The sequence below is a fragment of the Mesocryomonas lacus genome, from assembly GCF_055730135.2.
The window spans coordinates 230,724-250,474 of sequence record NZ_JBUZWE020000008.1 but is presented as its reverse complement, the minus strand read 5'-3'; the positions used below and the strand labels follow the sequence as shown (position 1 = coordinate 250,474).

General features: G+C 65.1%; 25 protein-coding genes. 11 read left to right on the top strand and 14 right to left on the bottom strand.

Annotated features, from left to right (window positions below; genetic code table 11):
• From ACZLZY_RS14650 to ACZLZY_RS14630, 5 genes are all read right to left on the bottom strand, one after another.
• Positions 1–294, bottom strand: a 294-nt coding sequence (locus ACZLZY_RS14650) for a potassium-transporting ATPase subunit KdpA (RefSeq protein WP_472934947.1), incomplete at its 3' end; no start/stop codon positions are given.
• 102 nt (positions 295–396) lie between these two features.
• On the bottom strand, positions 397–483 hold the full coding sequence (kdpF, locus tag ACZLZY_RS14645) for a K(+)-transporting ATPase subunit F (RefSeq protein ID WP_472934959.1): 87 nt from the start codon (positions 481–483) through the stop codon (positions 397–399).
• 868 nt (positions 484–1,351) lie between these two features.
• Complete coding sequence (locus tag ACZLZY_RS14640) at positions 1,352–2,074, bottom strand: hypothetical protein (protein WP_472934946.1); 723 nt, start codon at positions 2,072–2,074, stop codon at positions 1,352–1,354.
• A 184-nt stretch (positions 2,075–2,258) separates the two neighbouring features.
• The gene (locus tag ACZLZY_RS14635) at positions 2,259–3,962 is read right to left on the bottom strand and encodes an FAD-dependent monooxygenase (RefSeq protein ID WP_472934945.1); all 1,704 of its coding nucleotides are present in this window, start codon (positions 3,960–3,962) and stop codon (positions 2,259–2,261) included.
• 65 nt (positions 3,963–4,027) lie between these two features.
• Positions 4,028–4,468, bottom strand: a complete 441-nt coding sequence (locus ACZLZY_RS14630) for a MarR family winged helix-turn-helix transcriptional regulator (protein ID WP_472934944.1) — start codon at positions 4,466–4,468, stop codon at positions 4,028–4,030.
• Positions 4,469–4,762: 294 nt separating this feature from the next.
• Between ACZLZY_RS14630 and ACZLZY_RS14625 the strand changes: the two genes are divergently transcribed.
• From ACZLZY_RS14625 to ACZLZY_RS14615, 3 genes are all read left to right on the top strand, one after another.
• Positions 4,763–5,341 (top strand): PRC-barrel domain-containing protein, encoded by a 579-nt coding sequence (locus ACZLZY_RS14625; RefSeq protein WP_472934943.1) that lies wholly within the window; start codon positions 4,763–4,765, stop codon positions 5,339–5,341.
• Positions 5,342–5,462: 121 nt separating this feature from the next.
• Positions 5,463–5,696, top strand: a complete 234-nt coding sequence (locus ACZLZY_RS14620) for a hypothetical protein (protein ID WP_472934942.1) — start codon at positions 5,463–5,465, stop codon at positions 5,694–5,696.
• Between the two features lie 162 nt (positions 5,697–5,858).
• Complete coding sequence (locus ACZLZY_RS14615; RefSeq protein WP_472934941.1) at positions 5,859–7,304, top strand: dihydrodipicolinate synthase family protein; 1,446 nt, start codon at positions 5,859–5,861, stop codon at positions 7,302–7,304.
• A gap of 11 nt (positions 7,305–7,315) precedes the next feature.
• Here ACZLZY_RS14615 and ACZLZY_RS14610 read toward each other — a convergent pair whose 3' ends face one another.
• Positions 7,316–7,792, bottom strand: a complete 477-nt coding sequence (locus tag ACZLZY_RS14610; protein WP_472934940.1) for a GNAT family acetyltransferase — start codon at positions 7,790–7,792, stop codon at positions 7,316–7,318.
• Positions 7,793–7,907: 115 nt separating this feature from the next.
• Between ACZLZY_RS14610 and ACZLZY_RS14605 the strand changes: the two genes are divergently transcribed.
• Positions 7,908–8,390 (top strand): nuclear transport factor 2 family protein, encoded by a 483-nt coding sequence (locus tag ACZLZY_RS14605; protein WP_472934958.1) that lies wholly within the window; start codon positions 7,908–7,910, stop codon positions 8,388–8,390.
• A gap of 77 nt (positions 8,391–8,467) precedes the next feature.
• On the opposite strand, the gene ACZLZY_RS14600 is transcribed toward ACZLZY_RS14605, so the two are convergent.
• Entirely contained in the window at positions 8,468–9,553 is a 1,086-nt protein-coding gene (locus tag ACZLZY_RS14600; RefSeq protein ID WP_472934939.1) for a DUF3616 domain-containing protein, read from the bottom strand.
• A 155-nt stretch (positions 9,554–9,708) separates the two neighbouring features.
• Between ACZLZY_RS14600 and ACZLZY_RS14595 the strand changes: the two genes are divergently transcribed.
• From ACZLZY_RS14595 to ACZLZY_RS14580, 4 genes are all read left to right on the top strand, one after another.
• The gene (locus ACZLZY_RS14595) at positions 9,709–9,963 is read left to right on the top strand and encodes a hypothetical protein (protein ID WP_472934938.1); all 255 of its coding nucleotides are present in this window, start codon (positions 9,709–9,711) and stop codon (positions 9,961–9,963) included.
• 63 nt (positions 9,964–10,026) lie between these two features.
• Positions 10,027–10,671 (top strand): hypothetical protein, encoded by a 645-nt coding sequence (locus tag ACZLZY_RS14590; RefSeq protein ID WP_472934937.1) that lies wholly within the window; start codon positions 10,027–10,029, stop codon positions 10,669–10,671.
• Between the two features lie 71 nt (positions 10,672–10,742).
• Positions 10,743–11,087, top strand: a complete 345-nt coding sequence (locus tag ACZLZY_RS14585; RefSeq protein ID WP_472934936.1) for a hypothetical protein — start codon at positions 10,743–10,745, stop codon at positions 11,085–11,087.
• On the top strand, positions 11,084–11,914 hold the full coding sequence (locus tag ACZLZY_RS14580; protein WP_472934935.1) for a hypothetical protein: 831 nt from the start codon (positions 11,084–11,086) through the stop codon (positions 11,912–11,914). The genes ACZLZY_RS14585 and ACZLZY_RS14580 overlap by 4 nt, the downstream gene beginning before the upstream one ends.
• 167 nt (positions 11,915–12,081) lie before the next feature.
• Here the strand turns inward: ACZLZY_RS14580 and ACZLZY_RS14575 are convergent, their stop codons facing one another.
• The 3 genes from ACZLZY_RS14575 to ACZLZY_RS14565 all read right to left on the bottom strand — a co-directional run bounded on the left by ACZLZY_RS14575 (position 12,082) and on the right by ACZLZY_RS14565 (position 13,623).
• Positions 12,082–12,450 carry a hypothetical protein gene (locus tag ACZLZY_RS14575; RefSeq protein ID WP_472934934.1) on the bottom strand — a complete coding sequence of 123 codons (369 nt, stop codon included), beginning with the start codon at positions 12,448–12,450 and terminating at the stop codon, positions 12,082–12,084.
• A gap of 97 nt (positions 12,451–12,547) precedes the next feature.
• Complete coding sequence (locus ACZLZY_RS14570; RefSeq protein WP_472934933.1) at positions 12,548–12,919, bottom strand: hypothetical protein; 372 nt, start codon at positions 12,917–12,919, stop codon at positions 12,548–12,550.
• Entirely contained in the window at positions 12,919–13,623 is a 705-nt protein-coding gene (locus tag ACZLZY_RS14565) for a hypothetical protein (RefSeq protein WP_472934932.1), read from the bottom strand. Before ACZLZY_RS14565 ends, ACZLZY_RS14570 begins: the two co-directional genes overlap by 1 nt.
• Positions 13,624–13,911: 288 nt before the next feature.
• Here ACZLZY_RS14565 and ACZLZY_RS14560 point away from each other — a divergent pair, with 288 nt between their 5' ends.
• Positions 13,912–14,526, top strand: a complete 615-nt coding sequence (locus tag ACZLZY_RS14560) for a hypothetical protein (protein WP_472934931.1) — start codon at positions 13,912–13,914, stop codon at positions 14,524–14,526.
• 90 nt (positions 14,527–14,616) lie between these two features.
• On the opposite strand, the gene ACZLZY_RS14555 is transcribed toward ACZLZY_RS14560, so the two are convergent.
• Together ACZLZY_RS14555 and ACZLZY_RS14550 are read right to left on the bottom strand one after the other, a co-directional pair.
• Positions 14,617–15,246 carry a hypothetical protein gene (locus tag ACZLZY_RS14555; RefSeq protein ID WP_472934930.1) on the bottom strand — a complete coding sequence of 210 codons (630 nt, stop codon included), beginning with the start codon at positions 15,244–15,246 and terminating at the stop codon, positions 14,617–14,619.
• Positions 15,247–15,249: 3 nt separating this feature from the next.
• Positions 15,250–16,224, bottom strand: a complete 975-nt coding sequence (locus ACZLZY_RS14550) for a hypothetical protein (protein WP_472934929.1) — start codon at positions 16,222–16,224, stop codon at positions 15,250–15,252.
• 40 nt (positions 16,225–16,264) lie between these two features.
• On the opposite strand from ACZLZY_RS14550, the gene ACZLZY_RS14545 reads away from it, so the two are divergent.
• Complete coding sequence (locus tag ACZLZY_RS14545) at positions 16,265–16,552, top strand: hypothetical protein (RefSeq protein ID WP_472934928.1); 288 nt, start codon at positions 16,265–16,267, stop codon at positions 16,550–16,552.
• 100 nt (positions 16,553–16,652) lie between these two features.
• Here the strand turns inward: ACZLZY_RS14545 and ACZLZY_RS14540 are convergent, their stop codons facing one another.
• Both ACZLZY_RS14540 and ACZLZY_RS14535 read right to left on the bottom strand, forming a co-directional pair.
• On the bottom strand, positions 16,653–16,847 hold the full coding sequence (locus ACZLZY_RS14540; protein ID WP_472934927.1) for a hypothetical protein: 195 nt from the start codon (positions 16,845–16,847) through the stop codon (positions 16,653–16,655).
• On the bottom strand, positions 16,847–17,173 hold the full coding sequence (locus tag ACZLZY_RS14535; RefSeq protein WP_472934926.1) for a hypothetical protein: 327 nt from the start codon (positions 17,171–17,173) through the stop codon (positions 16,847–16,849). The genes ACZLZY_RS14540 and ACZLZY_RS14535 overlap by 1 nt, the downstream gene beginning before the upstream one ends.
• Before the next feature lie 585 nt (positions 17,174–17,758).
• Between ACZLZY_RS14535 and ACZLZY_RS14530 the strand changes: the two genes are divergently transcribed.
• Complete coding sequence (locus ACZLZY_RS14530; protein ID WP_472934925.1) at positions 17,759–19,393, top strand: DNA cytosine methyltransferase; 1,635 nt, start codon at positions 17,759–17,761, stop codon at positions 19,391–19,393.
• Positions 19,394–19,751: the final 358 nt, after the last annotated feature.

The following is a 19,751-nucleotide window of genomic DNA, read 5'->3' as shown; positions in this document are numbered from 1 at the left end:
GAAGCCCTGCGGATTGAACGGCAGCACGCCCTGAAGGCGCAGCATCGCGTAGAGGAGGACGAAGCCGAGCCCGTTGAACACCAGCATGCCAACGGTAAAGGCGAGCCAGCCCTGCTCCTTGGCCGGGTCGATGCCAGAGATTTTGAAGAAGCCACGCTCTACGGGGCCGAGCACGGGCGAGAGGAAGTTACGCTCGCCCGCAAAGACGCGCGCCATGAACGCGCCGAGCGGCACGGCGCAGACAAGCACCGCACCGAACAATAGAACAATCTGAAGCCAGCCGATCGCTGTCATCGCTTTGGGTCTTTCAAATGGGAGATCACCGAAGCCGCGCACGAGCATCGCCGGAGCCGATGCGGTCCCGGGGATGCTGGAAAGCGACTGGTCGGCGTGGGGTTAGAACTTCTCGGGACGCACGAGGGCGAACACGAGATACGCGAGGAGCCCTAGGGCGACGGCGGAGCCGAGGATGAGGTCCAGCATGGCTCAGGCCTTCGCGGCCCAGCGGGCATAGCCCGCCATTACGGCAAAGAATCCGATGCCGACGGCGAGGTAAACGATGTCCATTTGTCAGGTCCCTGTGTTGGTCCCAACCTAGATACGCACTTCCGCGTAAGCTCTCGATACGGAATTCATGCCTCCGGCATAAGGATTCCATAAGAATCAGCCGATTCCCGTACGCCGAGAAGCGACCAGAGGGGTGATACGGTCAGCATCCTATGTGGACGTCAGACTCGGCATTGGCGCGCCAGCCGACTGTGATCAGCAAATTCCACCGATCACCCCGACCTACTGCGTATCAGCCCACGAATGGCTGGCCAGGGTGGAAAGCTGCCTAGCAGCTTCCAGTTGCAACACTCGCGATAGCTGACAGTTTTGATCCACCTCCATCGTAGACAGTATGGTATCGCGTTGCGTGGTTTCGGTGGGGAGGCTGAGCAGGGTGTTCGTTGTAGACGTCCTCGTTGACATCGCCGGCTATCATACCGCGTGGGTGCTCCTTCCCATTCTGAGTATGGGCCGGATCAGGGCTACCAACTGGACGTCGAAGAGGCCGGGCAGATGGCTTGACTGCTACCAGGATGAAGAACGCCGTCTCGTGTTCACACCACCAATGGCGGGCTGGATCGGCGTTCTGATGTGGCTGCTGACTTTGGTGGTCGTCATCGTGGCGACGGGCAGGTAAAGCCCAACCGGGCGGTTGGCTCTGAACGTCTGCTTCCCAGTGTGCTGAGAACGAGCAGGAACGGCCGCAATGGGTCGAGAGCAGCCTCTCAGCCGCTCCCTATCGCCGGCGCGTCTCACGCCGACCGAACCCTGCGGTTCGCTCCGTCTTGTAAGTTCAAGGCCTTCATCGGGCGCTGACACCAGCGGAGGCAGGGTCGTCCTCGACGGTAGCGGTCGATCCGACGGCGGAACCGCTGCCCCCGCCCATGCCACCACCTGCGCTGCCACCTCCGCTACCGCCGCGCGGGCCATCACCCTTCTCCCGCTCGCCTCTGCCTCGTCCGCCCGAACCCGACGGGCGAGCCGGACCTTGACGCGGCAGGACCAGACCGACCGGGACCGGATCGAGGTCGAGCGCTTCGCGGATGAAGTGACGGAGCGACGCCACGAGCTCGTGCGTATGGACTGTCTGTCCTGCGACGAGCTCGCGAGCCGCCTTTTCGGCGAGTCTGACATGCTCCTCCGTCCCGAGCAGAATGATGTCGGCGAGCGACGCCTCCACCGCGTCCCGGATCCGGCGTCCGCGGTCCCATCCCGTCGGGTCCACGCCGCCTGCATCGGCCGCTCCGACACCGACGGATTCTCCTGCTGACGCATTCTGGCGCAACAGGTCACCGAGATGCCGGGGATCGACCGTGAGTGTACCCGTGAAGGACCCTCCAAGCACCTTGTAGGCCGCGATCAGAGTGCGCAGCCGCTCGTTGATCTGGCGGTTCAGCCGCTCTCGCTTCTGCTGAACCGTCAGCATGACCAGCAGTCGGATGCCGACACCGACGAGCGTGACGAGCGCCAGACCGAGGAGAGAGACGAACAGGCCCTGCCAGGACGAAAGGTCAACGTTGCGCAAGGAACTCTCCTTTCAGTTTCAGGGGCCATGCACGAACGGCTGACGAGACGTTTGTGGGCCGGCTCAGGCATAATCTTTTTTCCGCCAGGGCATTCTTGCGTTCACCCTCGATATGCAACGAGGATCGCTCCCGCGGCTATAAAGGCAACTTCTAGCAAGTTCGGGGCGGACACCCGCCGGCCCGTTAGAGTGCTGGGCCGGCCTGTGCCGGGGCCTGCCCGAACACCTTCTCGCAATAAGCCCTCAAGAGGACTGCTTGGTAGGCGGGGCCGCGGAAGGCGACATGCCCGTCGGGTCGCGTAAGGACCAGCGCGGGCAACGACCCGATCCCGTAGGCGGCGTGGGCCTCCCCGTCGAGGTCCGACAGGGCGATCGCATCGCCTGCCTCGGCTAGCGCTGCGCCCAGGACCAGCCGCGGGCGCACCCAGTCCCAGGGCTGGACATCGGTGGCAGCCTGCCGGAGATCGGGGAGCGCGTCGCGCTGCCGTCCGTCGAAGAGGAGGAGCGTCCATCCGAAGGTGCGGCCGTCCGGGTTGTAGATATGTTGGAACAGCGTCGTTGAAGTGCCGTCTGCCGCGATCACCGGGGCGTCGGGCGCGCGTTCACCGGGATTCGGCGCATCGCGATGCAGGAGGCCATGAGCCAAGCCGAAGGCGTCCTCGTTGAGCGGGCTCGTGGGATAGGCAACGGAGAGCTGCTGGAGGTCGTCCGTGCCCTGAAGCAGTGAGCCGATGTCGGGCCGGACGGCGGCGGCCAGGTTCACCGCAGCATCCTTGAGCCGCCCGCGGTAGACGCTGTTCTGGAATCCCTCCACCTGCTGCTTGTCTAGGCGACGGCGCTCGCCGCCACGCTCCGTGTCGTAAGAGTCGAGAAGCACGGGCTCGGCCCGAGCCCGGAGGACCGTGGCAAGCCGCCAGGCAAGCCCGACCGCGTCGTGGAACCCCGAGTTCATGCCCTGACCGCCCGCCGGCAGCGTCAGGTGTCCGGCGTCCCCCACCAGGAAGACGCGCCCCTTGGCGTAGCGCGGCGATACGCCGTGCTGGAAGCGGCTGTGCGTCAGCCAGATCGGGTCTGTCAGCGTCAGGGTCTCGTCCTCGGTCACCTCGCGGGCGATCGCCTGCATTTCCTCCAGCGTCGGGTCGCGGTCGGGAAGCCCCTTGTCGTCCGACAGGAAGAACAGGCGATGGTAGCCGCCCCAGACGGGCAGGACGCCGCAGAAGCCGCGGGGATAGTAGAAGAACCAGAGATGGTCGTGGTCGGTGGAGCGGCGCCACGACAGCTTCGCGTCGAGCTGGCGGTTCATGCAGTTCGGCAGCTTCTCCGGCTTGAAGTCGAGGCCGAGCTCGCGCCGCACGAAGCCGTCGCTTCCGTCTGCCCCGACGAGGTAACGGCACCGCAGGCTTTCGGGCTCACCCGTGGCGTTCCCGTCCCCGTCGACGGCCACCACCTCGACCGTGACGCCACCCTCGTCCTGCTGAATGTCGACAACCTTGCGCCCGCGCTCCAGCCTGCCACCCTTGGCCTCGATCTCTTCGCCCAAGGCCGTCTCGATCACGTCCTGCCCGCTGTAGAGCACCGGACCGTAGGGGCTGGCGACGTCGGCGATGGCGATCGGATCGACGGGGCGTCCATTCAGGAGCGTGTTCACCTTGGTGATCGCGTAAGCCTTCTTCGCGATGGCGTCGCGGATGCCGATGCTGGCGAGCAGCTCTTGCGGCCGGGCCCAGAGGTTGTTGGCGCGCGAATGGGGCTTCGGCTCGGTGCCGCTCTCGAAGATCCGGAAGGGCACGCCATGGTGGGCGAGCGCGCAGGCCGTGGTGAGGCCGATCGGGCCGCCGCCAATGATGATGACGTCGATGTCGAAGCGGTCGGTCTGGATAGAGGGCATGGGGAATCCTTTCGCTGAAAGCGTCTGGCAGGATGCTTGGATGAATCTCGGGGGTTGGGGGCGGCCTACGGGAGCATGTCGCTCATCTCGCGAAGAACCGAGATGGCAATGGCGAGCCGCTCGGCGCCGATCCGCTCCAAGATCGCCCGGTCGACGGGAGCGACCGCAGCCTCGGCCGAGGATAGACCCTGGCGCCCCGCGTCGGTGAGCACGACGAGCTTTGCCCGCTGGTGGTGTGGATTGGGCACGAATTCCACGAGACCGCGCTCTGCTAGCAGGTCGACCACCCGCTGCACGGCCTGGCGGGTCAGGCCCATGTTGCGAGCAATGTGAGCGACCGGAAGGGGGACGGGCGCGTAGCCCAGCGCCCCCAGTACCTGCCACCAGGCGGTGCTCAGACCGATCGGGCCGACGAGGTCGTTGCCCGTCTCGACGAGACGGCCGTTCGTCTCAAAAACGGCGATCGACAGGGTACGGACAAGGTGTGCCTCTTCACCATCATTCATTGGCAGCCTCTCGTCGTATCGACAACATGCTGTCAAATGGCTTCTGAGGCGGAAGGTTCCCCCATTCTGACGTCGATCGTTCAGAGCCTCGGATCGCTGAGACGTCGTTGGTAGCGTCTGTGCGTCGCGGGAGCGGCGATCTCTCTCCTTGGCCTGCGCACGGGAAGCAGTCTGGGGTGAAGCGACGGTCCCGTCGCCGGCTGCAATCACTATGGAACCGACCGTAAATCCGTATCGAAAACTTATGCCGAAGGGTCGATCTACGCGTGATCGAAACAGCCATGGCTTGCCCGAATGCGTCCCTTCACGATCCCTTCGAAAGTCCGACAGGCGCTTTGGTTCGTCTCGAACGTCAGCGCCCCCGTCATCGCCCTGTCCGCCGTCGTCCTTGTCCCGGTCCTGACCGGAGCCGCCTGTCCGTCCGGGGCGTCGGCAGCACCTCAGGTGACAATTTCCCAAAACGCCGACGCGACCGCGGGCCCCGTTAGCCCCATCCGTGTCTCGCGGCTCCTTGGCTCGGCAGTGTTCGGCCCCGACCGCAAGCTGGTTGGAACCGTGAACGACGTCCTGCTGGACCAAGGTGGCACGGTCACCGCCGTCACCCTGGACGTCGGAGCCTTCCTCGGAGTTCACACCAGGACCGTGGCCGTACCCGTCGACAAGCTCCGCCTCGTTTCGGCAACCGAGGTTTCGGCGAGCGTCGTGCCGAGCTCCCCAGTCGCGTCCCGCGCCGACGACGAAGGAACGGCCACCATCATGGAGGACCTGATGTCCGGGAGCGGGCGAGCCTGGCAGGTCGGTGCCGTCGACCATATCGAGGTACGTCTCTCGAGAAAGGAACTGGTGAACCTTCCCTCCTACGCGAGAGGCTGATGCCGCTTGGTCGTCGCTCGGCCCCATCGCAATCACTATGGATTCAGCCTGAAATCCATATCGAGAACTTACGCGGAAAGGAGGATCTAGGGTTCATCCGAAACAGCGAAGGCTTCCTCGCATGAGTACGTTGAACGTCACCTCGATCCCGCGGCTCCATGCCGATCAAGGGGCGAACGCGGTGTCCGACTTCGAGCTGAAACAGAACTCTTGCGGCCGCTGGGTCGTCAGCGGCACCGGAGACCACTGGGGTGGCGTCTTCCTCACCCGCGACGCCGCAGTGAAGTTCGCCCGCGCGGAGCTGGAGGAGGCTTCCCGCGAGACATGGCCCGTCCTCCAAGGACGTGCGGCATGAACCCCAACGCGGCGGTCGCCGCCATCCTCGTCCTGACCGTGTCCGCCACCATGATGGCGATGGGCAGCCTCTACGCCCTTACCCTCGGCTGATCGGCGACCGGGCCCGCAAGCCGCGGCCCGGCGCCCTGCCTCGAGCCAATCACCTTTGAAGGCCCTTCCAATGAATACCCCCGGCGTCGTCACCTCGCTCGTGACGCCCTTCTCGTCCCGTCCCGACGGATCGGGAGGAATGACGGTCCTCGTCGACGAAAGATCCTGGCGGAGCGAGATCGCGTTCCAGCGTGACAGCGGCGTCCCGGCCGTTGCCGTTGCCGGCTGGATCGGCGAGGGCCCGACCCTATCCCGGAAGGAGCGGCAGACGCTCATCACCCTCGCAGCCGAGACGGCAGGCCCGATGCGGGTCTATGCCGACATCAGCAGCAACGACACCGCCAAGGCTGAGACCTACGCGATGGACGCCGAGACGGCCGGGGCGGATGCCGTCATCTTGGTCACGCCATCCTACAGCCGCCCGAACATCGCCGGGGTTCGAAGGCACGTCGAGAGGATCACGCAGGCTGTCGACCTCCCCGTCTATGTCGAGTTCGACGCTCTGCGGACCCGCTGTGGCCTGACATCGCGCGAGATGTCGAAGCTTGCCCGGATCGACGGCGTCGCGGGACTGGTCGACCACTCGCCCAATCCCTTGTCGGTCGAATGCCTCAGCGGGATCCACAAGCCCGCGCAGTTCCTCGTCGCCAGCGAACCCACCTGCGTCGCCTCCTGCATCTTCGGCGCCGACGGCTTCTTCAGTGCAATCGCCAACCTCGCGCCCGTCGAGGTTCTCCAGATGCAGGCAGCATGCCGGGACGGCGACTTCGACCGTGCCCAGGTGATCCACGAACGGCTGCTGCCGCTGATCCTCGCCGTTGAGGAGCACGGCGTAGCGGCTCTCAAGTACGCACTGCTACTTCGTCGCGGGATCGAGGGTACGGTTCGCCTCCCGCTCGTGCCGCTCGATCGCGATGCGAAGATCCAGGTGGAGACCGCGATGTTCGTCATGACGACCGCGGAACTCGAGGAAGGCACTTCGACGGCACATTCAGCTTTATCCGGTTCGAACCGACGGGAGCGGATCGTCACGGGCGCGGGTCGGCCTGATGAACCGCGCGCACTCAGCAAACGCTCTACCGATGTCCAAGCAGGTCGAGCCCGTCATCGCCGACGAGGTCTTCGAGTGGATGGTGGGCATTACGGAACGGGGCGATTACCTGAAGCTTCTGCTGAAGGGCCTGCCTCCCGGCTCCGAGCGCGAGGCGATGCTCGCGTCGACCTTGAGGCTTCTCGAGAAGTGCTGGGAGGAGATGGCCGAGCTGGAAGCGCAGACGCGACGGCGGGACGGTCACTGTCTCGGTGTCCTATGAGCCTCTCGCGGCGTGCCGCCGAGGAGCGGCTCACGAGAGGGACGGGCGTCCAGATCATCGCGGCTGAAGCAGAAGCAACCGCCGCCAAGACCGCGCGCCTCCGAGCCGCTCGATTAGAGCGTGACGGCGCGCAGGCTCTCGCCGAAGTGGCTGAGACCTGCTCGACGTCACGGTCGAAGCGTAAGAAGTCGAAGAACGACTAGGGAAGCGCGCGTCAGTTATCCTTCTTCGGGTCGGGGACCCTGGTTTCGGCGGCAACGCTAAGCCGCTGGAAGACGCCAAGACCGACCATGAGAAACACACCCGCAAACAGAAGCATCGTAGGGTAGACCATCAGCCGGGGATCCTCTTTCCCGACTTCGAAGACCGTCACGAGTGCCTCTAGCAGGACCGCGATGATGATGGTGGAGACAAACTTCGTGAGACTGCGCCGGGCTTCAGCGGCATTGCGCATTTCCCGATTGCGGATAGCCTCCTCTTCGAGCAGGTACTTCCCGACATCGAAGACGGCAATCGCGATAACCGTATAGCCGACCGCGTCCAGCGCAGTCGTTCCTATACTCCGTTCCGGCACGCGAAAACTCTCCCAGACACCGGAGCCTGCGTAGAAGATCAGCGCGCACGCCAAAAGCATCAGGACCATGCTGGCCACGCCGAAGGCGATCCGCGTGAGGAGTTCGAAGGCGCGCATGGGACATCCGGTTCTCTAGGGTTGTCCGTCCGTACGCCGCAGCCACCAGATCGGCAAGTTGCCATCACGCGACCAAGGGGTTCACAGATCCTTCGCGCATGGTCGTCCACTGTCGATGACAACTGGTCCCGCCGGACGCTATCTGCAAAGCGGGAAGCGAGAGCCTGGTCTCGTTCACGAGGCGCTGGGTGCAATATCGAGGTTGATCCATAGAAAGGCCTGGTCACCAATGACGCCACTGGAGCAATATATCGCGGGCTGGCGAGCGCACGACCTGACCGCGATCCTTGCAACTCTCACTCCCGATTGCGTCGTGATCGAAAGTTTCGGACCGATCTACCGCGGGCACGATTGGGTAGAACGGTGGGTCTCGACCTGGTTGGCCGAGGACGGTCGGGTCATCGACTGGACAGTCCACGATCTACGATCCTCGCCCGAGGGTGAGACCGCGGAATGGACCTTCAACTACACCTGGCGCGGTGAGGAGAAGTGTTTTGACGGCGGGACCGTCGCGAAGCTGCTCGACGGCAAACTCTCGTATCTACGGGAATACGCCACGACGGCAGAGCTCTACGAATGGCAAGGCGCGTTCGAATGACCGCTTCAACGCAGGCACTGGAGTCGAATGCAGCCGAGTAGTTCGGTAGTTACCGCTACTTGATGCTGGGCTGGCGATCAGTCCGGCAACTCGAACACGTCGGCGAGGAACGTCGCCGGCCCGTCCGCGAAGCGGGCAGGCGCCGGGCTGTCACACAGGACGAGGATCCGCTCTTTTCCTCCATTGGAGCCCCACAGAGCCAAACCCTCCGGATGATCGACTCCCCTCCCGTAAGGCAGGTCGATCAGCCGTTCGGGTCGATGGACCGAGACCGTGTCCGCTCTGGACGCGGGCTCGTTCACCCAGTTCCGCCAGACATACAGCGCGCATGGACCCGAGAGGCTCGACGTCGGGCCAGCAAGGATCAGCAGGTCGTCACCACGCCGCTTGAGGTCCCGGATGCCAAGGCCCTCCAGCTCGAGGAGCCGCCTCATCGGGGGCGTCGGCAGCTTCAGCGTACCGTCCGGTCCCGCCTCGACCACGACCTCGAGCAGAACCGCGTAGTCGCGGATGACCGGACCGCGCATCCCGAGCGCGAGACGGCTGCCCGACACCGCGATGCCCTCGATATCCACCCCGCCCTCCTTCGCCGGGATGCGTGTGAACGGTTCGAGAAGGGGATCGAGGCGCAGCATCTCGGCCAGCTTGTTGCCGTGCTTTGTCTGTCGGAGCATCCCGGCATGACGGTCCCCGTCCGAGCGCGCCGGATGGAATGTCCCCGCTGCTTCGGTTCGCTCGACGATGGGTATCCGGGCCAGCAGGCAGCGTGGCCTCGTGTCCTTCAGGTCGGCCAACTTGGCGAGTTCGATCGGCACGTCCGGGGTCTTGTCAGGCTTGCTGCGTGCCCGGGCGTGGCTGCCGACGATCCATAGCCACCCGGCTTCCGCCGACAGCCCCTCGATGTCGACTTCCTCCCCGGGCTTCCGGAGGTCGAGCAGGTCGGCCAGTTCATACCGTTCGTGGGTGGAGAATCCGCCCGATGCATCCAGCGTCAACGTCTCGAGGACAGCCATCTCGTCGCCCGCGACGAAGAGGGTGTCACCGACGCGGGTCCCGGCCGAGAGGTTGTGCTTGGGATCCTCCCCGTCGCCGTCTCCGAGGCTGAGCAGGACTTGGCCGACGGGCACTGCGACGGGGCGATGATCGTGTCCTGAATCGTGCATGCGGATAGCTCCTTGAGTGCATCAAGCGACCCGGCGTCGCGACGCGGTGCACCTACCTCCGGAGATGGCACCAAAGTCCGTCGTTGATGTGGCGAGCCGCGACGGGGAGCGGGAAGTGGTGGCGCCGTAACGTTTGGAGGACCCGATGGGCGGTCTTGATCGTTCCGCCGAACGAAGTGGCGTGGAAAAGCATCGTCAACCGACCCGGCGAAGCCCTTTCGATCCGTGACCTCAGGACCGAGATCGTTCGACTGGGGCGGCATCCGCGGATGAATTCTGTTGACGCCGAGAAAAGTTCATGGTTCGTTCACGTCATGATCGAGATCGCAACCAACAACCGTCGGAACGGGCGCCACAACGCGCTTGCCGCGGTCACGCGTCCGTCAGCGGCCTTCATACGCACCTTCTGATCCGAAGCCCAAGAGCTTGAACGCGGACGTTGCCCAGCCCGTCCGCCGCAGGACAGTCGTGCCATGCCCCTCAGCCTGATCACCGTCGACGTCGGCAACCCGACGTCCGAACTCCGTCGCGTCCACCGGACCGACGTTGCCGTCGGAACCTCGTTCGAGCCGCGCCATGCGGTCCGGTGCGTCGGCGAGGTGCGGTTCCGCCACCAAGCGGCCCGTGACCTTGCGTGCCTTCTCGACTTCGACAGCGACGTGACGCAATGGACGTGCCTTCCGCCGCCTCTCAAGGACGGCGAGCGCACCTACACCGTAGACCTCGCCGTGACACGGTCGTCGGGAGCGGAGCTGGTCTGCGTCGCGACCCTTCCGGAAAACTTCTCCGCTCCGTCCTGGGCCATCGAGGCTGCACGGGAGCGGGACGCGGCCCTCCGTGTCGTCCCCGTCGACGACCTTGCGGGCGATCGCCTCGAGAATTGCCGAGAGCTCCTGCGCTACGCCAAGTGGCGCGTCTCGTTGTCCCAGCGGATCGGCCTGCTCGCTGCCCTCGAGCAGGAGGGGTCCCTGACCCTCGTCGAGTGCATGTCGGCCGTGCGCGGTGCCGCCGATCCGATAGGCGTGGTCGCCGCCCTCGCGCTCCGCCGCTTCGTCGAGATCGACCTCGATTCCGGTCCTCTCGGCCCCGAGACCAGGGTCACCCGCTTCCGCGGCTGACCCGCCCCTCACCCGCAATCAACGAACCAGGCGGCGCGCTCCCGGAGCGGCTGCGAACGGAAGACCTTGCCTTGACCATCCGCGTCACGCCCTCGGGCGACCTCCTCCAGCTCGACGAGCACCTCGACCGCCTGCGGCGGCTCGTCGCCGACCTCGAGTCCCTGAAGTCCGGCAGCATGCCCGACCCGTTCGAGATCGACGGGTCGGCATACATCTACGACTGGGTGCTCGACAGCCGCCCGGTGCCATGCCTGCGCGGCTACTTCGAGGGCCACCCTGGCGTCCGCAGCGGGCGCATGGGCGTCACGTCGGACCTCTGGGTGTTCGCGCCCGAGCACGGCTTCGCCCGCACCCTCACGCGCTGGTACAAGCTCGGGCCCCTCGGCTCCGGCATTGAAGGGAGGGAACGCAAGTGACCCCGCTTTCTCTTCGCGAGCAGGCCGCCCGCATCAACCTCATCCGGCGCCCGTCCGCCAGCAAGCTCAAGCCTTCGGTCTTTGTTGCACTCGGCCTCGTCGTCCGCGCCCTGCGCCATGCCGGGCTGCACCACGTCCTGCGTCGCGAGCCCTGCACGTTCGGCCTCGTCGGCGTCGAGGTAGGATCCGTCGATGCCGTCAGCTCGGCCGTGCGCGAGATCATGAAGGCGCCGCTGTCCGCCAGCCTCGGCTACGACGTCACCGTGTACGACAAGACCGACAGCCGGAAGAAGACGAAGGCGAGCGTCGAGTCCGTCGTCCTGGAGGCCGCACAGGGCGACGAGCGCGCCTGCGTTCTCTTCTCGGACAGAGGCGCCGTATCGGTCTCGTTTCTCGCGTCGGCGGAGGGTGTCGTCGACATGCCGAAGCTCGATGCGCGAATCCTGCGCGGTGCCTTCATGGCCACAGTCGGGCGCTCGCCGGGATGGGAGGGCCTCGCTGTGATCGCCACGCTACCGATCGACCTCCTCGACTGCGTTGTGGTGGCCGGCCGCAGCGTGGAGCTAGCGCTTAATCATTGCCTACGCCTCGTTTGCAGAAACCTGCGCCGGCCTATGGCTAGACACCGCCATGACGGGTGCCCTCATCGCCATGGCATCCTCGCCCGCGTCTACGGCGCCGGACGCGCCGCCGAGGAGGCTCGGTCTGAGCGAGACTACCTCGAATCTGCCAGAAGCCGGAGCCGGACCGATGAAGAAGTTGATCGCATGGGCGCTGCTCGCCAGCGCGACGAGCTTGCTGGCTGGGTGCGCGACGTCAGGCGGTAGCCCGTGCGACGGCTGGCGGCCAATCCGGCCGGCGGCGGCGGACGTCGCGACGATGTCCGGCGACACGGTCGCGCAGATGCTCCAGCACAACAAGCACGGCGTCGAGATTTGCGGGTGGCGGCCCTGAAACTGCAAAGGCCCCGGCATCACCGCCGGGACCTTTGTCGTCATGGCTGGGCTTTGAATGCGGATCCCACCGCCGCGACGAAGTTCTCGTCATCGGCAAGACAGGCCGCAAGCGGCACGACGCCTCCTCCGGCGAAATGGACGTCCAGATCGTTGACCTCCATGAACTTTTGGATTTCGGCGTTGTTGAACGGGTGCTCGCAGAACCACTCCGCGACTTCACTGGCGCAGAGCGTGCCGTTCTTGGCATCGGTTGCCAGCCGACCTGAAGGGCTGCCGCCATCGCGCACATAGGCATCTGGGGATGCGTAGAACTCCTTGATCAGGATGATCGACAGTCCATAGATCGCCCTCGTGACGTACTCCTCGCGGGTGCGATCCGGGCGGGGCGGCATTAGGTGGGCGGACATGGCAACTCCAGTTTGCGTAGGTGATTTTGCTTGAGAACGGAGGCCCCGGCGGGCGATGCCGGGGCCTCCGTCGTTACTGTCTTGATGCCGTGCGTGATCACTCGGGCCTGAGAAGCCCGATGTCGAACTCTTCATCGTCCATGGCATGGAAGATCAGGTCATTCGCGGCCTGCCACCGGAGGCCTTCGAGGGGCGCAGTGCTGAAGACATCGGACCCGTGCCAGTTGAACTGGACCCACTCGGACAGGTGGTACTCGTCCTCGAACGGTCCCTTGGCCCGCTCGGCCACAAGCATGACGAGCCAGCCACTGGCTTCCTCCAGCCATTCGTGCAGCAGTTCGAGCCGCGCATCCTCGATCTGACGCTCCCGGTCGGGGAAGACGCAGACTGAGGCTTTGCCGTATTCTCCGCTGCGCCGCGCGTCACTCTCGATGCGCGGCTTCGGGTTCAGCTTTACGACCACGGCCATCAGTAGTCCTCGCCTTCGAACATCGGGAATCCCAAAAGCTCCTGGATGCCGTCGTCGTGCTCAAGCATCCAGTTCTCCAAGACCTCGTCGATCTGAAGGACATCCAGCCCCGCCGTGGGCAGGAGTTTGCCGACATTGGTCCAGCGGTGTTTCTCGACGATCATCTTCCGCAACTGCCACGGCATGAGATGGCCGGATGTAGTGGGCGTCGAGCACTTCTGGAGAATCTCGAAGACCAAGCGGAAGCCGTGCTGCTCGAAGTAACCGTGCAGCTTTTCCTCGGCGATCGCCAACGGAGCGACAACGCCCTGGCAGCGGAAGGCGACCGCCGTCACGAACGGCTCATGACGGGCCAGTGCTGAGATTACGAACGGGAGCGCGTACTTGGAGCGCTTGCTGGCGCCCGACGCCTCGATGATGCCGGGCAGGTGCTCCGCGAACGCCGTCCTGGTGCATGCCCACTCTGCGGCAGCGCGGGGCTGGAGGTGCCGAACGTAGCCGTGTTCGCTGTCCTGCTCCATCTCGGGGAAACCGAGGAAGAGACCCGGGTCATTCATGAACTTCTCGTGAACCGCCGCCGCGACGACCGCGACCATGAAGAGGTCGACGATGCGTCCGTTGCGGACCTCGATCAGTCCGTAGCCCGATTGCGCCTTGTTCAGGGCGTCGAGGTCGATGTTGTCGTTGTCGTTTTTGTAGGCCATGCCGTTTCACTATCCCTTGCGTGCGAGAGGGCGCACGTGACCCGCGAGTTCGACGAGTTCGAGCCGCCTATCAGGCGGACCTCGACTGCGTGCTCGGGGCGGAGGGAAAAGATGGCGAAGGGCGACATGGGAGCCTCGTTGTTTGGACGAGCGTCATGCCAGGAGTCGTCTCGGGGAGTCCATATCGGACGTCGATGTCCTCGAAACCTGGTGTTTCAAGTGTGTTTGTCGTCGTTTGCATTTTAGACGTCCACTCTCTCGAGACACACCTTGAGGGAAGCCACTCAAATGCTCGCAGCCATCGCAAACGCCCTGAGAAACATAGCATCCGACGCCGCCAGCGCAGCACGCTGGTGCTGGTGGGCCATCGACTGGACCATCGGCCTCCCCGGCCGCCTCCTCGGCGGCGGATCCCCAGGCTCGATCCCGCACCCGACCTACCAGCCGCCCTTGGGGAACGACCCGGCCGCCGAGATCGCTGACATGGTCGCCAAGCGCGACCGCACGCGCGCCGTCCGGGGCGCGCTGCCATCGGACCTTGAGCCGCGTGCTGACGGCACAGACCCGGTCGCGGCGACGGTGCATACCTACGCCCGCGCGGCGCCGAGCGTTCGTGACCGGGTGTCCGTCGCGGCGCTCTCGCCGGACCAGCTCGCGTGGCTCCTCCGGCTCACGGAGGACGACCTCCAGCGCATGGCATCCGCCGGCGGGCTGGTGTGCGGCCGGCTGGCACGTGGCGTCGCCGGCGGCGCGCTCGGCGTGTCGCCATGCCGGCGTCGGGAGCGTGAGATGGACGTCGAGATCGTCGAGCGCGAACCGCAGGCCCCGGCTCGGCTGGACTACGCTCCTGGTTTCGCGTGCCGCGTCGACAGCATGCGTCCGAGCCGTCGCCGCGCGGCCTAGAAGTCTTGGACAGCGAGAGACTCGTCAGGGATCCGGTGCATGCCGGGTCCCCGATTTCGTTCAGGAGTCTCCGTTTGGACGAGACTCGGTTCAGCGGCCCTTTTTCGGCGGCTTTATGATGTCCTTGCACCGCTGGAGCGTCGCGTCATCCCGGCAGTAGGACCGCATGCTGATGCTGCCTGGCAGTTTGGGGTGCACCGTCCGCAGCAGGAGTTCACGCGTGTCGAAATCGGAGACATGCCGGGCAGCGAATGCCTCCAGGTCATCCAACGCCTTCGCCTCCACGCGACGCCAGCGCACCGCGGCGTCCAAGGCATCCTGCGCACGGAAGAGGTCGTCATCCGAACGTCGCGCCGTAGCCTCAGGCGGAAGGCCCGACCGCGCCAACGCCTTCGCCAGCCACAGGTCCGCCCCTTCAAAGAGTTGGTTCATGGCGTTGGTGCAAATGGACGTCGCGCGAGCTTCTGCGCGACGCTCCTTCTCACGAGCTGCCTCTTCCGCTTGCAGCCGTTCTCGCTCCTGCCTCGCGGCGATCTGTTCCTGCCGCAGGAGAACGGCGTCATTCATGGCCTCGCCGACGTGGGGCAGACCCAATGTGGGCGGCGCGACCCCGTCGGCGCCGTCTCGCATGCAGACGGCAACTGCCGACAGCGCCTTCGTCAACTCGTCCCACGCCGTCCCGCCCTCGGACGCGATGCGCAGCGGCGACGTCCCGTCCAAGGGCTAGGTTCGCCAGACGGTCACCCGTACCTTAAAGTCGTTGGCGACCACGGAGGGCAACCGCCGCTTCAGCTCGTTCAGCAGCACCTCGAGGCGCTCCACTCGGTTGAGCCGCTGCTCTTCCTCAAACGCCTCCTCGATCTCGCGTTGTTCCCGCGCGTCCATGAGCTCGCGCATCGACGGAGAACGCCTCCAGTCGCCACCGTCATCGTCGGCTGCGCCGGCTTGCTTGAGGAACTGGAGGTAGTGCTCGACAACCGTCGCGGCGTCGAGTGCCGCGATGCCCGCGTGTTTGGCGGCGATACGCTCCTCCAGCGAGCGGTTGGCGAGGCTGCGGTTCACCATTTTCCCGAACCGCAAGACGTCAGTTATCTCACCCGCCGACAGTCGTTGGTGGTTACGAAGGATCGACGTCAGCACCTGCGCGCGCCATCGCTCCGGATGGACGGTGAAGAAGCCGGCGGCGAGAGCGTTGAAACCGCGGATGAGGTGCAGCCACCCACCGTCGTCCGCGCGCCACACCTCGGGGTCGTTCCGTGGGTCGTCGGCCAACGCGGCGTGCTCCGCCTTCAAGGAGTCCGACTCCATCTTGGCTGCATACGAAGCGAGCCTCTGCTCTTCCTTGGCGGCGGCGATGCGCTCCTGTTCTTCGCGGCGTTTGACGACCTCAAGCTCCAACTCATCGATGTAACGGTTGTACAGCCAACGACGCGGTGCCCGGTGAAGGATCCAATCCTTCAGACGGGGGAGGTCGATGTCACGGTCCGTTTTCGACAGGTCGATCTCGATAAGGGCGTGACCCGCCGCACGCATCGTGGCGACCTTATCCGGTGGGCATGGATGCGTGACATACACCTCGACGTACAGGGCGCTCTCACCGGACTTCAGCGTCACGTCGGGCCTCAAGGATCCGAGCGCCTTCTCCATGGCCGCAGCCGTGAAGATCATCGTCCGCACCCGGCTGTTCAATCCGCTCATCCCCGCTGCCTGCCGCTACAGGCGGTAGCGTCACTGTCAGATGGTCGACGATGAGGCGCTGCGCGAACGAATGCAGAGCCGTCATCTGCCCGCCCTCGCACCGGACGTCGATGTCCCCGTCGGCGTCGATCTTGGAGTGCGCGAAGTGGCGGCGCCGGGACCCTTCCTTCGCGATCAGCTTTCGACCGCAGGCCGGGCACTCGCAGCCGCACGCCGCCCCATCCTCTACAGTCGCGACGTGCCGGATCTCACCCGACCAATGTCGGCCGAAGGCGAGCTGGATGCCGTCTTTCGAGTAAGCCCAGTGCGGATCTATAGATGGATCTAGTCTGGCCATGGGGTTCGGCGACGAAGTCAGCATGCCAATGCGTTGACCGCCAGCCCATCAGGGCAGCCATCCACAGGTCGCCATCAAGATGAGGTCGGGCCTAGCCTTCGGCCATGGAGTCTCCACGGGGAAGAGACTCCTCGGATCTGAAAGGTGCGATCACCCCACCCGTCTCGATCTCCGCGTCCTGCGTTGCCCGCCTGCGGGCCTCCAGAAGCGCGAGCGCGGCGTCCTGCGCTTCCGGCCACTCGTGAAGACCGTGCAGCCCGTGATCGAGGAAGAGAACCGCCGACATCAGGACAGCGCCCGGATCACGCTGTCGCGCTGCTGGACGGCGCGGCGGAGCTGGGCGACCTCGGCGCGCAGGGCCTCGGCCTCGTCCTGCGCATCAAGCGCGGCACCGACAGCCGCCTTCGCGAGGGTCGTCATCTGGTTTGCGGAATGGCGGGCCTCGCCAAGGGCGTGGTCCCAATCTGCCATCGCATGTGCATCGGCACGCTCGGCGCGGGCAGCACGCAGGCTGTCGATGAGGCCCATAGTCATGTTGTGGAGCACGACGCCCGTGATCGCTCCAGTCACGAGGAGGCTGCCGTTGACTTGATTGGGGTTGGTGAATGCCATGGTCGCCTCCTCGGTGCGGACGGCAACTTGGCGCCGCCGGGAGTCGACGTCAACGACTGCCCGCGGGCGTGGCCGGCGGAGAGCTCACGGGATCGGTCGAAGTTTAGAGATCCGCTTCGAGATCGACGTCGCGCCAGTCGTCATCCGGCAGCTCGCCGAGGACGATGCGCTCGAGGCGGTCGAGCTCGGCTTCGATTTCGTCGTACACGGTGTCGTCGATCATTGGCGGTTCCTCCTGCGCGGAGGAGAACTCAGCCGGCGGATTGCGACAAGTCGGCCGGCGAAATGCGGAATAAGCACCCATCACGGGCTCGCGTTAAATTATGGTTAACGCGAATACTCCGGCTGGTAGGGTTTTATATTTCGCGCCCAAGCGTCGCCCTTGAGGGTGTTTGCTGGACCCAGAAATACAGTTTCACCCACGATATTTGCTCGGCTCCGACGATTTTGTAACCGCGGAATATGTTCTACCGCGAAGCAATATAGCGGGAAATAATGCCAAATATTACAATAGCTTGCGTCCCGCCGGCCGAGATGGAAGTGTGGTTTTGCGCCGCACGAAACGGGTGCTGGAGACAGACAGAAATGAGCGTGAGACTGAAGACACTGTCGGTGTGCAGCGGAATCTCCGCCGCGTCCTTCGCATGGAAGAATCCGGCGTTCGAGTTCGTCGGATTTGCCGATATCGATCCGTTCTCGGCGGAGTACTTGGCGCAGCGCAAGGGCTGCGGCCGCCCCCGGTACATGCCTGACCCGGACGAGCTGGAGATCTCCGCGAAGGAGGCAAAGGCCCGTCGAGCGGCAATCAAGGCGGTGAAGCACCTGCCCGAGATCGCCACTGCAATCAACTACGGCGATTTCAGCCAGATCAGCGATGCCGACCTGCGCCGCCTCGGCCCAGTCGATGTCCTGGAGGGCGGAACGCCGTGCCAGGCATTTTCGATCGCCGGCCTTCGCGCCGGCCTGTCCGACCGCCGTGGCGGTCTCATGCTCGAATTCATCAAGCTCGCGAAGCGAATGGAGAAGTGGAATGACCTTCGGTATGTCGTCTGGGAAAACGTCCCCGGAGTCCTCAGCGACGCAGTTGCGTTCGGAAGTTTCCTGGGCGGTCTGTCCGGGGGCACCAGCGATCCGCTCGAGCCAGCAGGGCGAAGCTGGAGCGGTTGCGGTGTGGTGTATGGACCCGAAGCTTCAGTCGCGTGGCGCGTGCTGGATGCCCAATATTTCGGTCTGGCCCAACGCCGCGCGCGTTGCTTTGCTGTCGGAGTGCTTGGAGGTGCTCCCGTTATCGATCCTTTCGCGGTACTTGCTGAGTCCGAAGGCGTGCGGCGGGATTCTCCGCCGAGCCGCAGGGCGCGGGAAGTCTGTGCCAACGATACTGGCGAACGCGCTGCGGGCGATCGTCGGCTGATGTCGGCAAACGACCCGGTCGCCTTCGCGCAGAACAGCCGCGACGAGCTCCGCCTCATCGGCGGCGACGGCGAAGTCGCCGGCGCTCTGGCGGCCCAACCAGGGTTCAAGCAGCAGACCAACGTCACCTACGGTATCGCGGACTACAGCACGGTGTCAGAGGACGTCGCGCCGACGCTTCAGTCGCGCATGACTGCCGGAGGTCGGATGGATGCGGTGGCATATCCGGTGGCCCTCACGGGCCACGCCGAGTACGTCGCCAGCAACGACAGCCTCCCGTCCCTCCGGGCATCCGGGGGCGACTGCGGTGGCGGCAGCGAGGCACTGGTCGTGACCACCCATTGCGCAGAGCGTCCCGTCGGGACGCTTTGCGCAAGCGGCGCCGGCACCGCGCGGGCTGCGGGGCAGGCAAACGAGTTGGATTATCTGGTTGTCCAGTCAGCGGGCTTCTCGGCCGGCAACAGCGAGAAGGCGCGCGGCATCGGCTACACTGAAGAGGCCACGCCCCCGCTGCGCGCTGGTGCCTCGGGCACCAATCAGGTCCCGACCATCGTCACCGGTCTCCAGCGGGCGGTGGAGACGATCCGCTGGATCGTGCGTCGTCTGACACCGACGGAATGCGAGCGCCTGATGGGCTTCGAGGACGGTCACACGGCCATCGTCATCCGGGGGAAGCCGGCAGCGGACGGCCCCCGATACCGGGCGCTTGGCAACTCGATGGCGACGCCCTGCATGGCGTTCGTTGGGGACCGCTTGCATGCGGCGCATACGAGGGCATTGGCTGCGGCCAATCAGAACCGCGTGCCCTGACGGCCACCCCGTCGCCTTCCCGGTGACATAAAGCGGACCGCGTTGCCCTCCCCGGCAGCGCGGTCGCTTTCATTCTGGCACCTGTTCCGCCGACGCGACCGGACAAGTCTCTTCGTCGACGAGACTCCCTCTGGTCGACCGGGGCAACAGCGCGACGATCCACATGATCGAGGCTGCCATTGAGTGTTGAAGTTGCCACCGCGCAGCCGACGTCGCTGCGGGCGAAGGCGTCGTCAGGGCGAGCGGGCGACCGCGCCGGCGGGCCACCCGGGGATCGCCGGGGTCCCTGGAGGGAGGTGTCGGATGGGGGGTTATTTGCGGCCGCACCGGGCCTCCGTTTGAAATTTTTGGAAATCGA

Coding starts and splice junctions, on each gene's coding strand:
- kdpF (WP_472934959.1), bottom strand. CDS start 483: ATGCTGGACCTCATCCTCGGCTCCGCCGTCGCCCTAGGGCTCCTCGCG.
- ACZLZY_RS14635 (WP_472934945.1), bottom strand. CDS start 3,962: ATGCCCTCTATCCAGACCGACCGCTTCGACATCGACGTCATCATCATT.
- ACZLZY_RS14630 (WP_472934944.1), bottom strand. CDS start 4,468: ATGAATGATGGTGAAGAGGCACACCTTGTCCGTACCCTGTCGATCGCC.
- ACZLZY_RS14625 (WP_472934943.1), top strand. CDS start 4,763: ATGCGTCCCTTCACGATCCCTTCGAAAGTCCGACAGGCGCTTTGGTTC.
- ACZLZY_RS14620 (WP_472934942.1), top strand. CDS start 5,463: ATGAGTACGTTGAACGTCACCTCGATCCCGCGGCTCCATGCCGATCAA.
- ACZLZY_RS14615 (WP_472934941.1), top strand. CDS start 5,859: ATGAATACCCCCGGCGTCGTCACCTCGCTCGTGACGCCCTTCTCGTCC.
- ACZLZY_RS14610 (WP_472934940.1), bottom strand. CDS start 7,792: ATGCGCGCCTTCGAACTCCTCACGCGGATCGCCTTCGGCGTGGCCAGC.
- ACZLZY_RS14605 (WP_472934958.1), top strand. CDS start 7,908: ATGACAACTGGTCCCGCCGGACGCTATCTGCAAAGCGGGAAGCGAGAG.
- ACZLZY_RS14600 (WP_472934939.1), bottom strand. CDS start 9,553: ATGCACGATTCAGGACACGATCATCGCCCCGTCGCAGTGCCCGTCGGC.
- ACZLZY_RS14590 (WP_472934937.1), top strand. CDS start 10,027: ATGCCCCTCAGCCTGATCACCGTCGACGTCGGCAACCCGACGTCCGAA.
- ACZLZY_RS14575 (WP_472934934.1), bottom strand. CDS start 12,450: ATGTCCGCCCACCTAATGCCGCCCCGCCCGGATCGCACCCGCGAGGAG.
- ACZLZY_RS14570 (WP_472934933.1), bottom strand. CDS start 12,919: ATGGCCGTGGTCGTAAAGCTGAACCCGAAGCCGCGCATCGAGAGTGAC.
- ACZLZY_RS14565 (WP_472934932.1), bottom strand. CDS start 13,623: ATGGCCTACAAAAACGACAACGACAACATCGACCTCGACGCCCTGAAC.
- ACZLZY_RS14560 (WP_472934931.1), top strand. CDS start 13,912: ATGCTCGCAGCCATCGCAAACGCCCTGAGAAACATAGCATCCGACGCC.
- ACZLZY_RS14550 (WP_472934929.1), bottom strand. CDS start 16,224: ATGAGCGGATTGAACAGCCGGGTGCGGACGATGATCTTCACGGCTGCG.
- ACZLZY_RS14545 (WP_472934928.1), top strand. CDS start 16,265: ATGGTCGACGATGAGGCGCTGCGCGAACGAATGCAGAGCCGTCATCTG.
- ACZLZY_RS14540 (WP_472934927.1), bottom strand. CDS start 16,847: ATGTCGGCGGTTCTCTTCCTCGATCACGGGCTGCACGGTCTTCACGAG.
- ACZLZY_RS14535 (WP_472934926.1), bottom strand. CDS start 17,173: ATGGCATTCACCAACCCCAATCAAGTCAACGGCAGCCTCCTCGTGACT.
- ACZLZY_RS14530 (WP_472934925.1), top strand. CDS start 17,759: ATGAGCGTGAGACTGAAGACACTGTCGGTGTGCAGCGGAATCTCCGCC.